Annotated in this window: 11 protein-coding genes, 1 pseudogene and 1 other annotated feature; of the genes and pseudogenes, 5 read left to right on the top strand and 7 right to left on the bottom strand. The window is 68.1% G+C overall.

The genetic code is table 11. The features are described from left to right. Positions 1-108: 108 nt before the first annotated feature. The 3 genes and pseudogenes from ACUYTF_RS07125 to manA all read right to left on the bottom strand — a co-directional run bounded on the left by ACUYTF_RS07125 (position 109) and on the right by manA (position 3,449). Positions 109-1,331: pseudogene (locus ACUYTF_RS07125) on the bottom strand (IS3 family transposase). Then, positions 958-1,061: a sequence feature (AL1L pseudoknot), on the bottom strand. (Overlaps the previous pseudogene by 104 nt.) 254 nt (positions 1,332-1,585) lie before the next feature. Continuing rightward, positions 1,586-1,882, bottom strand: coding sequence for a WhiB family transcriptional regulator (locus ACUYTF_RS07120; protein ID WP_434142181.1), 297 nt, complete (start codon positions 1,880-1,882; stop codon positions 1,586-1,588). 256 nt (positions 1,883-2,138) lie between these two features. Further along, positions 2,139-3,449 (bottom strand): mannose-6-phosphate isomerase, class I, encoded by a 1,311-nt coding sequence (gene manA, locus ACUYTF_RS07115; RefSeq protein WP_449279591.1) that lies wholly within the window; start codon positions 3,447-3,449, stop codon positions 2,139-2,141. A gap of 44 nt (positions 3,450-3,493) precedes the next feature. Between manA and ACUYTF_RS07110 the strand changes: the two genes are divergently transcribed. The 3 genes from ACUYTF_RS07110 to ACUYTF_RS07100 all read left to right on the top strand — a co-directional run bounded on the left by ACUYTF_RS07110 (position 3,494) and on the right by ACUYTF_RS07100 (position 6,172). Further along, positions 3,494-4,909, top strand: a complete 1,416-nt coding sequence (locus tag ACUYTF_RS07110; RefSeq protein WP_449279548.1) for an O-antigen ligase family protein — start codon at positions 3,494-3,496, stop codon at positions 4,907-4,909. Beyond that, positions 4,906-5,271, top strand: coding sequence for a hypothetical protein (locus ACUYTF_RS07105; RefSeq protein WP_449279547.1), 366 nt, complete (start codon positions 4,906-4,908; stop codon positions 5,269-5,271). Before ACUYTF_RS07110 ends, ACUYTF_RS07105 begins: the two co-directional genes overlap by 4 nt. Positions 5,272-5,440: 169 nt before the next feature. Further along, entirely contained in the window at positions 5,441-6,172 is a 732-nt protein-coding gene (locus tag ACUYTF_RS07100) for an META domain-containing protein (RefSeq protein ID WP_449279546.1), read from the top strand. Between the two features lie 36 nt (positions 6,173-6,208). Here the strand turns inward: ACUYTF_RS07100 and ACUYTF_RS07095 are convergent, their stop codons facing one another. The 4 genes from ACUYTF_RS07095 to ACUYTF_RS07080 all read right to left on the bottom strand — a co-directional run bounded on the left by ACUYTF_RS07095 (position 6,209) and on the right by ACUYTF_RS07080 (position 12,582). Beyond that, complete coding sequence (locus ACUYTF_RS07095; RefSeq protein ID WP_449279545.1) at positions 6,209-7,432, bottom strand: Fic family protein; 1,224 nt, start codon at positions 7,430-7,432, stop codon at positions 6,209-6,211. Between the two features lie 542 nt (positions 7,433-7,974). After that, positions 7,975-9,831 (bottom strand): glycerophosphoryl diester phosphodiesterase membrane domain-containing protein, encoded by a 1,857-nt coding sequence (locus ACUYTF_RS07090; protein WP_449279544.1) that lies wholly within the window; start codon positions 9,829-9,831, stop codon positions 7,975-7,977. Between the two features lie 91 nt (positions 9,832-9,922). Then, a complete protein-coding gene (locus ACUYTF_RS07085; protein ID WP_449279543.1) occupies positions 9,923-10,909 on the bottom strand; it encodes a glycosyltransferase family 2 protein in 987 nt (328 codons plus the stop codon). After that, positions 10,906-12,582 (bottom strand): DUF2142 domain-containing protein, encoded by a 1,677-nt coding sequence (locus ACUYTF_RS07080; RefSeq protein WP_449279542.1) that lies wholly within the window; start codon positions 12,580-12,582, stop codon positions 10,906-10,908. Before ACUYTF_RS07080 ends, ACUYTF_RS07085 begins: the two co-directional genes overlap by 4 nt. Before the next feature lie 170 nt (positions 12,583-12,752). Between ACUYTF_RS07080 and ACUYTF_RS07075 the strand changes: the two genes are divergently transcribed. Together ACUYTF_RS07075 and ACUYTF_RS07070 are read left to right on the top strand one after the other, a co-directional pair. Next, positions 12,753-13,976 carry a glycosyltransferase gene (locus tag ACUYTF_RS07075; protein ID WP_449279541.1) on the top strand — a complete coding sequence of 408 codons (1,224 nt, stop codon included), beginning with the start codon at positions 12,753-12,755 and terminating at the stop codon, positions 13,974-13,976. Beyond that, the gene (locus ACUYTF_RS07070; RefSeq protein ID WP_449279540.1) at positions 13,973-15,238 is read left to right on the top strand and encodes a hypothetical protein; all 1,266 of its coding nucleotides are present in this window, start codon (positions 13,973-13,975) and stop codon (positions 15,236-15,238) included. Before ACUYTF_RS07075 ends, ACUYTF_RS07070 begins: the two co-directional genes overlap by 4 nt. Positions 15,239-15,265 lie beyond the last annotated feature (27 nt).

The raw sequence follows: 15,265 nt of genomic DNA, 5'->3' as shown, positions 1-15,265 counted from the left end.
CCGTGAGGTTGTGAACACGATCTGACGGAGTCTGCCCACCGATCCCGGTATGGGGTCGGTGATGATTGTAGTGATTCGCCCTGGGTTTAGTTCCGACCCGTTTGCCCGTCACCGATTCAGTGCCGGAAGCGATTCAGTGCCAGCATAATACGCAGCCTCGACTTCCATCGGGGTGCGCATATCGAGCTCGCCATGGAGCCGTTCGTGGTTCCACCACCACACATACTCAAGCGTCGAAAGCTCGACCTCCTCAACAGTCTTCCAAGGACCCTGCATTCTGATGAGCTCGGTCTTGTAGAGCCCGTTCACCGCCTCCGCGAGAGCGTTATCGTAACTATCGCCAACGGTTCCTGTCGACGGGATCGCACCCGACTCCTCAACCCGGCTGGTGTAGACCGTTGCCATATAGTTCGACCCGTGGTCCGAGTGATGGATCGCACCATCCAGGTCACCACCCAGCTGCCAGGCCGCCATCTCAAGCGCCTGCATCGGCAACACGTCAGCTTTCAGGGTTGACGCAACATTCCAGCCCACGACTCTGCGCGAGTACACGTCAGTCACGAACAAAACATACGCGACCCCGGACCAAGTCGTCACGTACGTGATGTCACACACGAGTAGCTGCTTCGTGCCAGCAGCGATGAACTGCCGCTCAACCTTGTCACCAGGCAGCGCATCCTTCGGGTCGCTCTTCGTGGTGTACACCTTCTTCGAGCGACGTACGCCACGCACCCCAGCGAGCTTCATCAGGCGAGCGGTCTGATCGCGGCCGATCACCCATCCCTCACGCTGTAACTTGGCGTGCATTTTGCGTACCCCATAGACGCTGTAGTTCTGCTTATGGGGCCGCTGAATCTCAGGCATCAGTAGCTTGTCACGAAGCTGGCGAGCAGAGGGCTGACGATGCTTTGCTGCTCGATACCCGCGCGAGGTGAGAAACCCACGAACTGCGGCACGCAGGGTGCGGCAGAGGAACTCGACCCCGAAACGATCACGATACTTATCGATGAATCGGATCATTTCGTTCGTGGCTGGTCGAGTTCCTTCGCGAAAAATATGCTCGCTGCTTTAAGGACCTCGTTCGCTTTACGCAGCTACTCAACTTCACGTTGGAGCCGACGGTTCTCAGCAGCCATGTCGGTAGTCACACCGGGCTTATCGCCAGCATCGATCTGAGTTTGTCGATACCAGATCCGCAGCGTATCGGGCGAGATGCCAAGCAGCCCGCCAACATGCTTGCTCTCGGCATGGACGCTGCCACGCTCGGGCAGGGCTTCAGCGAGCATCCGCAGTGCTCGGTCTTTGAAGTCTTGATCGTATGGTTTGGGCATGATGCTCCCTATCTCCCTGGTTGAAAGATCGGAACTCAACCCAGGCCAAATCACTCCTGCGTGAGCGACTGCTCTTCAGCCCTGATGCCACATCACTCATTGAGAAGCCGGCGGTCGCGCACTCAACTTGAGCGCACGGCCGCGGTTCTGTTCCGGGAACCGGTCTCAACGATCCCGCTCACGCCGGCGACTCCGGTTCGCGTTCGGATGCCGCCCTCGAGAGGCGGGCTGCTACCGACTCGAGGCGTGAGCTGTTAGCCGGCTTCGCGGCGCAGCTTGCGGCGCTCGCGCTCGGAGAGCCCGCCCCAGATACCGAATCGCTCATCGTTCTCGAGCGCGTACTCGAGGCACTGCGAACGCACTTCGCAGCTTTCGCAGATGCGCTTCGCTTCGCGGGTCGAGCCGCCCTTCTCAGGGAAGAAGGCTTCGGGGTCGGTCTGGGCGCAGAGCGCATCGCCCTGCCATGAGAGGGCCTCGTCTTCGGGCCGCATCGCGGGCATGCCCAGATTGACGGGATCGACGAACCAGTTGCTCGGCACTGCACTCGGCATCGAGGAGGGTGACGGGTGTTCCACGTTCTCTGTTCTCCTCTCGAGCGAAAAACAACGGCAACTGCGCGATGTCTCACACAATTACACCGTTGTCATTCGTTCAAGTCAAGCCGGCCGAGTGTAAACCCTCAACGGGCGCTTGAGGTTCCATGACACGCTGGCGTGTCTGAAATGTTCTTCGCGCGCCGTCCACGACCCGCGAATCGCACCATCGCGCACCCCGCGCTGCGGGCGCCGGGCGAGCCCTGCCGATCCCTTACTCCGCCTCGACCCCGACGGTCGCGAGGAAGACTTCGCCCTCGCCGGTGAGCCTGATCGAGGAGCCCGCCGATATATACAGCGACTGGCCGCGCCGCACGCTCGCGACCTCGGCGAACTCCGCTTCGAGCCGTTCGACGCGCACGCGCCCCGACGTCGCGATGAGCACCAGCGGGTACTCCGCGTCGAGCACCACCTCCTCCGCGCTGCCCGGCAGGGTGCGACCGGGCCGGGTCGCCTCGATGTCGAAGAGGCGCGCGCGCACGAGCCGGAAATCGGGGATGGCGGGCTGCCAGGCGCATACCCCTCGGGCGACGGCCGTGCCCGAGAACCGGGGCTCGACGAGTTCGCCGAGGTCGAGGATGCGGCGCAGCTCGGCGATGTCGACGTGCTTCCCGGTGAAGCCGGCGCGCAGCACGTTGTCGGATGCCGCCATGACTTCGACGCCGACGCCGCCGAGGTATGCGTGCAGCTGCCGCGCACCGAGGTAGACGGCCTCGCCGGGCTGCAGCAGCACGAGGTGCAGCAGCAGCGAGATGATGAGGGCCGGGTCGCCCGGGTAGGTGCATGCCAGGGATCGCAGCGCGTCGAGCCGCTCGGCGCCGGGCGCTGGGGCCTCGCGCGCGTGCTCCTGGCCGGCGGCCTCCCCGTCGCCCGCCGCGTCGGCGCCGACGACGGCTTCGATCGCGGCGAGCGCCGCCTGCACCCGCGGGTCGTCGCCGAATGCCCAGTCCATGCAGGCATCCCGCGCCGCCTCCGCGCCGACCCCGTGCAGCAGCGACACCGCGTGCGCCAGCCCGGCCGCACCCGCCTCATCGCCGAGCGCCCTCGCACGGCGTTCGAGGCCGCGCAGGTCGTCGCGCACCTCCGAGATCGGGCGGAAGCCGCTGAGCGCGCTGAGCGGAGTGAGGGCGACGAGCAGCTCGGGCTTGTGGTTCGGATCGCCGTAGTTGCGACCGCTGGCATCGCGCGGCACCCCTGCCGCTTCTTCGCGTGCGAAACCCTCGCGCGCCTGCTCGATGTCGGGGTGCACCTGCAGCGACAGCGGCGCCTCGATCGCGAGCACTTTCAAGAGGAACGGCAGCGGGCCGCCGCGCACTCCGTACAGTTCGGGGTCGCTGTCGACCAGGTCGATGAGGGTGTGCGGGTCGTGCGTCGCTTTCGCGACACTCGCGGGACTGCCGGGATGCGTGCCGAGCCAGAGCTCGGCCTGCGGTTCTCCCGTCGGCTGCTCGCCGAGCAGTTCGGGAATCGCGTTGCGCGAACCCCACGCGTAGGTGCGCGGGGTGTTCTTGATGAAGATGAGCATGGTCTCCACTTCGTCAGCATGCGCGATGCTCTACCATACCGACTATGGCGGAGAGCAAGACCCGGTTGGGCATAAGCGCGTATGCGATCTGTGTCTTCATCTTCACCCTCGGCAGCAATGGCGTGCGCAATCTCTTCGGCTGGCCCGCGTTCCTGATCCTCTCAGTCGCCATCACCGGCGGCGCGGTCATCCTCTTCATCCATGTGAAGCCCGAGAGGTTTCGCTGGTACCGCCTGCCGTCGCCGCTGTTCTGGTTTCTCGGGCTGGCGGTGCTCTCGGTCTTCTGGTCGCAGTACCGCTTCGAGAGCGTGCTCGGCGTCATCGCGCAGCTCGCCACCACGCTCATCGCGGTGGTGCTCGCCTTCGTACTGACCTGGCACGAGGTGCTGCGCACCCTCGGTACTGCGCTGCGCTACCTCATCGGCCTCTCGTTCGTGCTCGAGCTGTGGGTCGCGCTCGTCGTGCAGCACCCGCTGCTGCCGTGGTGGATGGCGGAGCCCGAGGGGTCCGAGAAGACGCCGATGCTGCTCTTCTGGAGCCGCGACCTGCTCTTCGCGGGCGGCCCGATTCAGGGCGTCGTGGCGAGCTCCGTGCTCTTCGGCTTCATCGGTCTGCTCGGCCTCATCATCTTCGGCATCCAGCTGCGCGCGGGCCTCGTGAGCCGGCTGAACGGCTGGTTCTGGGTCGCGCTGTCGGTGCTCACGCTGGCGCTCACCCGCGGCGCGACCGTGACGGTCGCGCTCGTCGCCGTCATCGCCGGCCTCGCGATCGCGCTCTGGGGGCGCCGGCTCGGGCCCGAGCGGCGCGTGCCGCTCTACATCGTCTCGGCGGTGCTCGCGGCGGCAGTCGCGTCCGCCGCGCTCTTCGCCCGCGAATTCACCTTCGGGCTGCTCGGCAAGAGCGGCACCCTCACCGGCCGCCTCGAGACCTGGCAGAAGGTCGCCGAGCTCGCCGACCAGCGCCCCTGGTTCGGCTGGGGCTGGGTGAGCTACTGGGCGCCCTGGGTCGAACCGTTCAAGTCGCTCGACACGAAGGGCGGCATCCAGGTGATGAGCGCCCACAATGCGTGGATCGACGTCTGGCTGCAACTCGGCATCATCGGCGTGCTCGCGTTCGCCCCGCTCGTGGTGCTCACGCTGTGGCGCACCTGGTTCCGCGCCGTCGACCCGCCCCGCCGCGGCTACGGCCCGCCCCTGCCGTACGCGACGAGCGCCCTGTGGCCGTGGCTCGTGATGATCGCGCTGGTCGTGCAGTCGCTCACCGAGAGCCGCATCCTCATCGAGGGCGGCTGGCTGCTGCTCGTGCTGCTCGCCGTGAAATCTCGGGTCGATTTCCAGCTGCCGTCGCTCGATGCCGAGCCCAGACGCGAGCCGTGGCGGCGGGTGCCGATCCCTCGCGAGAACACTGTGACGGCCGCAGCGGCCCCGGCGGCCCGGGCCCGGAAGCCGCGCGACTCATGATCGCCGTCACCTCGGAGCGTCTCGAGCATCTGCGCATGTTCGCGAAGCTCGAGCGCGACACCATTCTCGAGCACATGATGCGCGATGGGCGCGACCCCGCCGAGGCCGTGGCCGAGGTGCCGGGCGTCGACGAGTTCGTCGTCACCGCGCTGCGCGACGAGATGCTCGAGGATCGCGGTCGTCTGGCGGAGTACTCGATGACCCGCCTCGCCGCCCGCGGCTCCGGGCCCGACGCGGCGGAGCACCGCCGCAATGCCGACCGGGCGGAGTTCGCACTGCTGCGCGAGATCGCCGAGCAGGTGCCCGAGCTCACAGCCGCCGTATGGCGCTTGTCGGGGTCGCTCGACGTCGACGACGAGTAGTAGGCCCGGGCGCCGGGCCGTTCGTCATTCCCGGCTGCCGAAGGTAGCATCTGCCCTAGGCAGAGGCGACACCGCTGATTGTGCTCCTCAGCAGAGGCGTCAGCTCCGCAGGGCTCGCGCCGTCGATAGCGCAAGCCCCTCGGCCGACCGTGAGCAAAGGAACCGCGCCATGGCACGCAGGACTACTCGCTTCCCATTCCCCGGTCACCGCATTGGCGCGGGCGTCACGGCGCTTGCGGCCACGACGCTACTGTTTGCCGGATGCGCTTCGCCGAGCCCCATCGAACAAGACTCGACGACCGCCTCGATCGATGGCACCTGGGGCGACCCCACTGCGACTGGCTCCCCGTACCTCGAGTTCGATGCCAACGGCTCGGTGTCGGGCACTGATGGCTGCAACAGATTGATCGGCACCTGGACCGGCACAGCCGAGGCGATCGAGTTCGGCGAGTTCTCCTCAACCCGCATGGCATGCGTCGACACGGATGACTGGCTTTCGGGTGCATGCTCAGCGACCATCTCGGGATCGACTATGACCGTGCTCGGTGCCGGAGAGCAAGAGCTCGGTTCTCTCGAACGGCCCGCCGAGCAGGATGCTTCCCTCAGGGCTGAGACCCTCGGGCGCTGGGGCTCTTCCGACGACACGAAGCCGTACCTTTCGATCGCGGGCGACGGCAGTTTCGTCGGCAGCGATGGATGCAACAGTCTTACTGGTACGTGGACACCGGCCACGGGTCAGAACACTGGCATCCAGATCGGCGGGGCCTCGACCACGGACGTGGCGTGCCCCGACCTCGTTGACGGGTTCTGGCGGCTCACGTCGGCAGACGTTGACGGCAATGCGTTGAAAGTGCTCGACTCGAACGGCGACGTGCTCGCGAAGCTCGACCGAGTCGGCTGAAACCATGGCCGCAGCGGGCACCTGACAGGCCTCGAGCTAGGCGGCGCCGGTGCCCATGCGCTTGTGAATTCGTCGGTCGAGTTCGTCGAGTTCAGCAAGCAGTTCTGACGCAACCCATACCCGGTCACGTTTCCTGCCGGTCATTTCCCGCAGAATCCCGACGGCTTCCATTGCGGAGATCGCCGCGTTCCGAGCCGGGTCGGACGCGCCGACTACCTGCTCGATCGCCTCTGCCGACATGACCGGATGATCGATGAATGCTTCGAGCAGCGCACTTCCGGTCGACCCTGCACGCGGGTTGTATTCGGACCGCCACTCTTGCTGAATCTCGGCCATGCGCGCGATCGCTCCCCGCGCTTCTTCCGCCGCAATTCGCGCCGACACCGAGAACAGGTGAATGATCGGGCCGGGGTCGCCGACTCGATAAGCGGTGAGTGCGTCGAAATAGTCTTCGCGTCGAGCGAGCAGACCACTGGCGAGCGGAACAATGACGTTCTCAGTCACTCCGCGGCGGCGCATCGAAGCGCTGACCAATGCACGACCGATACGTCCATTGCCGTCGGTGAATGCGTGTATGGATTCGAACTGCGCATGCGCAATCGCCGCTTGAACGATCACCGGCACATCATCGCGGTTGAGATAGGCGACCAGATCGTCGAACAGCTCGGCCAATCGTTCAGGCCTGGGTGGGACATGCAGCGCTCCCCGCGGCGAATAGTCGCTACCACCCACCCAGTTCTGCATATCGCGCACTCGACCCGCGTACTCCGCCTCGTACGGGTCGTCCTCCATCAGGTGGCGGTGGGCGGCCAGAATCCTGTCCGAGCTGAACTTTTCGGCGGCGCCGACCTCTTCGATGAGCCCGACCATCGCACGGCTCGCAGCCACCATACTCGTCGCACTCGAGTTACCGCGACCTCCTGCCAGTGCTCGCGCGAAGTCCTCGGCGCTCGCGCTGATGCGTTCAATCTTCGACGACGCGACGGACTCGCTACGGATCATGAAACGGGACAGGGCTGCGCTGTGCCCATCCGCTGTCGCATCGGCTTCCGCCCGGGCCACTGCGATCAAGGCGCGCTCGCTCTCGGCCTGCGTCAGGGGCGAAGGGAAGTAGTCGAGTTCAGCGATGGCGGGCGGGATGCTGGCCTCGACGCTGCGCAGCATGCGGTCTTCGCGCGTGCCGCCGCGAGCCTTTTGCTGCCAGGGCAGAACTTCCGCACCGTGCGGGGGCCATGCTCCCGCAGTCGCGAACTCACTCATCTTTCAACCCAACAACCTTTACCACCACGATCGATAGTTAAGTTTAAGCACCATAACTTTAACTATCAAGGCCGATACTTCAGGTTGTCCGCCCGCGAAGGGTCGCCGTCAGCGCTTCGGTCGGCGGGCATCGCCCTTCGATATGGTTTCGGCCGTATATCTGAGATCTCGCCAGGGATCAGCCATACCGTTGGCCGGTCGCAGACGGGAGGGCGACGTCGCGACTCGCGCCGGGGCTGAGCCTGACGCGAGGGGTCTGCCCCCAAACCCGGCGCTGACTGGGTTTCGGGGCAGACCTGCACGTTGGTCGCGCGGCCAGGGGGTGCGACCGCGCGACCGGGTATTGAGCGGCCGGCAGCGATGCGATAGGTGCACGCCAGTGCGGTACTGCCGGCCACCGGTCACAGGCTATCCCGATCGCGAGAACATCGGCCTTCGGGTACGTGCTGCCCCGTATCGGGCAACACCTCAGAACCGCGCAGCACCGTCAGCACCGCCGTCGCCGCGGGGCATCGGCCGGCACGCCCTGCTGCCCCGCGCGGCTACAGCTTGATGAGGTCGCGCAGATCGTCGAGCAGCACGGGCAGCACCCGGGCGTCGGCTTGCACCCGCTCGAGCTCGGCGAGGCCGAGGTCCGGGCGATCCGAGATGATGCCGTCGACCCCGTCACGGAAGAGGTGGCGCATATCGCGCGGATCCTCGACCGTCCAGACGTAGAGCTCTTTGCCGCTCGCATGCACGGTGTGGAGCACGTCGTGCGAGTAGACGGCCTGCTCGACGACGAGGAAGTCGGCGGACGACTCGACGGGCGCCCCGCCGTACGACAGCGGCACGATGTACCCGATCGCCCGGTCGGGGTACTGCTGCTTCATCTCGTCGACGACCTTCGCGCTCAGCGTGTGGAAGTAGTGATCATTCTGCCCACCGTGCCCGTCGACAGTCGCGATGAGGCGGTCGAGGTAGTCGGGCGTCTCACCGCCGTGCACCTTGACCTCGATGAGCAGTGTCTGCCCGCCGTCGCTCGCCCGCTGCAGGTATTCCTCGAGCGAGGGGATGGTCGCAGTGTTGCCCGCCTCGTCTTTCACCTCGATCTGCGTCGCATCTGCTTGGGCCAGGTCCGCGATGCGAGTATCGAGACCCGCGAGCCGTTTGAGGTCGGGGTCGTGCATCAGCACCCATTCGCCGTCGGCGGTCTGCTGCACGTCGAGCTCGACGACATCGGCCTGCGCATCGATCGCCGCTTCGAGCGCAGGGACCGTGTTCTCGACGCCGCCTTCGGTGAAGCCGCGATGGGCGAGAATCGTGGTCTTGCCCGTGCTGCGTTCGTCGATCACCGCGTACGAGTGCACCGCGAGCGCGGCGACCACGGCGAGACCGCCGACGATGATCGCGAGCCGCAGCGGTCGCCCGTTCGGCGTGCGACCGGAAGGTGTGCTCGCCGGGGATGCGCCAGGGGATGCGCCGGCTGCCGCCGTCGCGGGTTCCGCGGTCCGGGGAAGCGCTTCGGGCGAGGGCTCCTGCGCGACGGGCGAGCGCTGTGCTGCGCGCCCGCGGTACGCGGCGATGAGCAGGTGCGCCTGCACCCACAGCATCAGCCCGGTGACGAGGAAGACGAGGAGCTGCGCGAGTCCGAACATGATCGCTGCGGTCACCGGCGAGGCGACCGGCAGCACGCTATCGGTCAGCCAGACCGGCAGCAGGGCGACGCCCCCGATGAGCGCGGTGAGCGCCATGAGCGGCAGCACGATCGCAGCGAACAGCAGCAGCACCTGCACGCTGCGCCATCTGGTCGACCGCCAGCTCGCGGCGAACGCGCCGAGTACGCCGACCTGCGTGGTGACGATCGCCGGCATCACGAATGCGAGGCGCAGATTGAGGTAGGCGATGCCGAGCATGACCGCCGTGTACAGCACCGCGTGCAGCGGCTCCTTCAGCAGTTCGTCGCTCACGAAGGCGGGCACGGCGACCCAGCGAGTCAGGGCCGAGTTCACACCGATGTGCGCGAGCGGCACGACGATCACGATGTAGGGGATGAGCATGAGCGTGCCGGGCTGCCGACGGAGCCGATTCGCGATCGAGAGAATCGCATGCGTGATATTGCGTAGCCCGGGGGTGATGCCTGCCTGCCGCAGGTTCGCCGCGACGAGGAAGACCATGATCTGCAGCGCGATCGCGATGACCGCGCACACGAGCGATGCGATGACGATACCGAGGCCCCAGGGGCTCGTGACGAGGCTCGAGATGTCGTCGGTGGTGAGCGACCTGAGGCCGGCGGATCGCACCCCTTCGGAGAACATGAACGCCAGCGCCGGCACCGCGACAAGCGCCACGGCGCCTTGCACCAGCACGACCAGCAGGGCGCCGCGCCCGATGCGCCGCAGCGCATGGCGGTACCCCACGACGATTCCAGTCTTCGCAGAGATGCGCGCTTCACGCTGCTCTCGTCGCGGCGTCTCCTGTCGCATGCGGCCTCCCCGTGCGCAGCCCGCGCTACACGGGCTGCAAGATGTTGCGCACCGCATCCTTCAGGCCGGTGCCGTACCGACCATAGCGCCCGAGCCGCAGCTGCCTGAGCACGGGCACGATGCGCAGCACTCGCGCTTCGGGGTACGCCTGTCGCGCCTCCTCGAAGAGGTACTTCTCCTGCGCCTCGGCGATGCGTTCGGGGCTCGCCCCGGGAAGCCCGGAGATGCGCGATGCGAGCGCCGCGGCGCGCAGGTAGAGGCGACGGTTGCGATCGGTGCGGGGCTCGGCGAACATGCGCAGCTTCTGCCGCACGCCGAGCCGCGTCATGCCGACCTCGTTGCTGTCGTGCTGGCGGTAGTCGGTGAGTTGCTCGTCGTGCATGCGCACGCCATCGCGCAGCGAGGCGACAAGGGCGAGCCATTCGTCGTGCAGCCACGAATCCGGGAACGGCAGGGCAGCCTCGACGACCTCGCGGCGCAGCACGACGGTCGCGCCGGTCGCGAGGTTGCGGCGCAGCAGCTGCTGATAGACGCGGCCGGTCTCGACCAGGGATCGCTCCTCGGCCGACATCGCGAGCGCCGTGAAGAGGTCGTGCCCGAGCGGTGCGCCGGCCGCGTCGACCTGGCGCGCATTGCTGAACACGTAGAGCGCGGCGGGGTCGTCGAAGCGGGCGGCGAGACGCTCGATGCGTTCGGGATGCCACACGTCGTCCTGATCGCAGAGCGCGATGAGGTCGCCGGTCGCGGTGCTCAGTGCCTGCTCGAAGTTCTTCGTGACGCGCAACGGCGGGTCGTTGCGCAGCACGACGAGCTCGGGGGCGGTGCCGTGCGCGTCGCGGTGGGCCGCGACAGCGTCCTCGACGATCGCGACGGTGCGATCCTGGGAGGCGTCGTCGCTGAGCACGACCTCGTCGACCGGCCGCGTCTGCGCGAGGATCGATGCGATCTGCTCGCCGATGAAGCGCTCGCCGTTGCGGGTGCCGAGCGCTACCGAGATGCGGGGCGTGTTCACGGTGCGACCTGCTTCGCGGGCTCCTCCTCGGCGGCTTCGGGCCCGGTCTCCGAAGCGGCCTCGGCGGCCGTCTCAGGAGCGGCCGTCTCGGGTGCTGGCTCGGGTGCGGGCCCGCCCGCGATCGCCGGCCCGGTCACCGTGTCGGCCGCCGGCGCTGCGGCGAGCGCCGGCACCACCGCCGCGGAGCTCGTGCCCGGGATGAGCCGCTGCCCGCGCTTCGTGAAGAGCAGCAGGTAGAGCCCGAAGAGGAACAGCCCGAACGCCGCGCTCGAGACGAACCAGACGGTCAGCGGCGGCAGGGGTACAGTGCTCCACCACCACTCGTAGCCCTGATTGAGGTTGCCGTTGGCCTCGTCGACGCCCGTGAGGTAGCGCTGCATGTTGGTGTGCATCGCCTGCGCGTTCATGACGCCGACGCCGAAGAACACGGAGAACGCCTGAATCTTGTTGAGGCCGAGGTTGTCGGAGTCGAAGCCGCTCGTGGCGAGTCCGATGAAGATGAGCATGAGCGGCAGGATGTAGCGCGGCTGCACCTCGAGGCCGACGTTGGCGTGCTGGCCGTGCAGCACGTAGAGCGGCAGCACGACGAGGGCTGCGAGCGTCAGTGCGAGCGAGAGGGTCTTGCGCCAGCCGAGCTTCTGCAGGCCCCACATGAGCAGTGCGACGAACACGCCGATCATGACGACCATGACGCTCGGCAGCACCGGGGTGTCGAGCCAGCCGAGGCGCCAGGCGCCGAGGTTGCCGGCCCAGAGGAAGGGCAGCTGGGTGATGTTCGAGATGAGCAGCTTGATCTGGTCGCCGATGCCGTAGCTCGGGGCGGTGATCGCCTCGGCGCCGGCGACGACGGCCCAGCTGGTCTGGCCGGAGGTGAGCACGGAGTAGCCGCCGACGGCGATGAGGCCGAGCGGCAGCAGGCACAGCGCCAGCCACTGGCGGCTGCGCCGGAAGCTCATGATCATGGCGATGACGGCGGCGAAGGCGACGTAGCTGGCGGCGTCGCTGCGGGCGCCTGCCCCCATGATGCCGGCGAGCGCGCCGAGCGCGCCGAGCCCGATGCGGGGGCCGAGCCGGTCGGTTCTCAGGTATTCGGTGAGCGCGACCCACACGAGCAGGCCCGAGAGCACGGCCCAGCTGCTCGGGTTCGAGCTCGCGATGAAGAAGACGCCGACGGGCACGAGGGCCACGGTCGACGCCCACAGGACCGGCCCGCGCCGCCCCGGCCTGATGAGGGCGAGCACGGCGATGGTGAGCCCGACGAACACGGCCGCGTTGAAGAGGCGCATCGCGATGACGGAGCCCTCGATGCTGTCGGTCACGAAGACGCGCATCACCGAGTAGAAGACGGGCGGATAGCCGCCGCCCGCGTTGGTGCGGGTGGTGCCCATGAGGTCTTCGTCTTCGGGTACGCAGGCCGCGCTCTGCTCATCGTTCGCGGCGTAGCAGTGCGCCGAGAGCACGAGCCAGCTCGGCACCTCCTGCACGAGCGCCTCCGAGCCGGGCTCGCACACGTTCTCGGTCTCGCCCCAGGCGCACCAGATGCTCGCGAGGTGGTAGTCGTCGTCGGGGGCGGCGCCGACGGGCGAGGCGAGCGCCCAGCCGCCGAGCCCGACGAACGCGAAGAGGCCCAGCGCCAGTGTGATGACGATGCGCTTCCAGCGGCTCGACTCCATGTGCGTGCGTGTCCTCTCAGCCGCGGATTCTCCCGATGAATCCTACCCGAGGCATCCTCCATCGCCGCGGGGCGCACCGCGCGGCGCCCGGGTGCCGTTCGGGCGGCGATCGGGTCGGGTCGAAGCCCCCGCGCAGCTTTCACTACGTCTTTCCACGTACACTCGCACGCATGACTTCGGTCGAACGCTTCGCCATCGCCTCCCGCATCTACCGCCCCGAACCCGCCGCCGCTTCCCTCTTCCTCGGCAGCGTCTCCGATGCGCTCGCTGAGGCCGGGCACGACATCGAGGTGCTGACGGTGACTCCCCCGCGCTCGCTGCGCGGGCGGTCGGGCGGTTCTCGCCAGGGATCGCCGAGCAGCACCGAGCGGGTGCGCACCTTCCCGGTGCTGCGCGACCAGAGCGACTACGTGCGCGGCTACCTGCAGTACCTGTCGTTCGACGTGCCGCTCGCGTTCCGTCTGCTCTTCGTGCGCCGCCCGTCGGTGGTGTTCGTGGAGCCGCCGCCCACGACGGGCGCGGTCGTGCGGGTGATCTGCGCGCTGCGCCGCATACCGTACGTCTACGACGCGGCCGACATCTGGTCGGATGCGGCGGGGCACGCCACCGACTCGTCGCTCGTGGTGCGGGCGCTGCGCTGGGTCGAGCGCTTCGCGATGCGGGGCGCCGCCGCCATGACGACCATCTCGGAGGGCGTGGTCGGGCGCGTGCGCGAGCTCGGCGTAGACACGCCGATGACCGTGACCGGCTTCGGCGCCGACACCTCGGTCTTCTCGTACGAGGAGCGCCCGCTCGAGAAGGTCTTCCTCTACGCGGGCACCTTCACCGAGCTGCACGGTGCCGGCATTCTCATCGACGCGTTCGCCCGCTTCAACGAGACGCACCCCGGGTACCGCCTGAAGTACGTCGGCCACGGCACCGGCGTCGAGGCCATGCGCGCGGAGGCCGCCCGTCTCGGCGTCGCGTCGAGCGTCGAGTTCACGGAGTCGATCCCTGCGGCCGAGCTGCGCCCGCAGCTGAACGGCGCAGTCGCGAGCCTCGCCACCCTCGACCCCGATGGCGGATACGCCTACGCGTTCACGTCGAAGGCGTACTCGTCGCTCGCGAGCGGCTGCCCCGTCATCTTCGCGGGCGTCGGCCCGACGGTCGATTTCATGGACGAGGCGGCCGGCACTCTGCCCGTCGGGCGCGCGGTCGTCTACGACGCCGACGCGATCGCGGAGGCGATGCGGGCCGCGGCCGACCACCCGCTGCCGGCAGACGAGCGGCGGCGGGTCGCCGAATGGGCGGCCGAGGAGCATTCGATGCTCGCGACGGGCCGCAAGGTGCGCGATGTGCTGCTGCGGGTGGCCGCGTCAGCGCCGACGCGCAGGCGGTACTCTCGGAAGCCATGAGCATGAAGCAGTTCTTCGCATCCGCCGCCGACTGGGCGGTCAAGAACAAGTCGCGCATGCCGCGCTGGATGGGGCGCCTCATGGAATCGGCCGCGCGCAACCCCGACGGGTTCATCGGGCGCGTGAGCGGCAAGCTGCTCGGCGGGGGCGCGGCGAGCACGAACACCGAAGTGCCCGGAGGCGATGTACGCGTCTACATCGCGCCGACGAACTACTCGGGCCAGGGCTACCTGTGGGCGCGATCCCTGGAGCAGTTCGGGGCCGGGAACGAAAGCGTCGACGGCGAACGCGAGACGATCGCGGCCCGCAACTGCGCCGTCCTGCTGCCGGGCGGCTACGCCTTCCCCGCCGATACACCGGTATCGATCGCGACGGTGAACGCGTCGGCCGAGTGGGCCGAAGCCGAGTGGCAGGCCGCGAAGCGGTTCACGCACGTGCTGGTCGAGGCCGAGCGGCCCATGTTCGGAAAGCGCTTCGGCCGCGACCTCGAAGCCGAGGTGCGGGCGCTCGAAGCCGAGGGCCTCTCGGTCGCGTTCATCTGCCACGGCACGGACATCCGCGACCCCGAGCGGCATGCGGCACTGACCCCGTGGTCGCCGTACCCCGAAGACCCGCGCACCGCCGACCTGCAGAGCGACGCCCGCGAGAACGCGGCCCTGCTCGAGCGCATAGGGCGGCCCGTGTTCGTGTCGACGCCCGACCTGCTCATCGACGTGCCCGATGCGACGTGGTGCCCGGTCGTCGTCGACGCCGAGCGCTTCGCCACCGATGCGCCGCTCCTGCCCGCCGCGCGCAGCAGCCGGCCGCGCGTCATCCATGCGTCCAGCAACCACCTGCAGAAGGGCAGCGGCAGCATCGAGCCCGCCCTCGCACCCTTGATCGCGAGCGGCGCGCTCGAGTACGAGCTGATCGGGTCGACCCCGTCGGCCGAGATGCCCGGCGTCTTCGCGGGCGCCGATATCGTGCTCGACCAGTTCCGCCTCGGCTCGTACGGGGTCGCGGCGTGCGAGGCGATGGCCGCCGGCCGGGTCGTCGTCGGGCACGTGCTGCCGCAGGTGCGCGAAACCGTCGAACGCGATGCCGGTTTCGCTCTGCCGATCGTCGAGGCGACGCCCGACACGCTGCACGACGTGGTGGCCGAGCTCATCGCCGACCCGGCGCGCATGCGCGGGCTCGCAGCGGCCGGCCCCCGCTTCGTGGCACGGATGCACACGGGCGAGGCGAGTGCCCGGGCGCTCACGTCGCGCTGGATCCGAGCGTAGCCCGGGCTCACGCACACGCGTGCGGAG

The sequence above is a fragment of the Leucobacter sp. GX0328 genome (assembly GCF_053567315.1).
The sequence above is the reverse complement of the archived record's forward strand: the minus strand, read 5'-3'. Positions and strand labels throughout refer to the sequence as shown.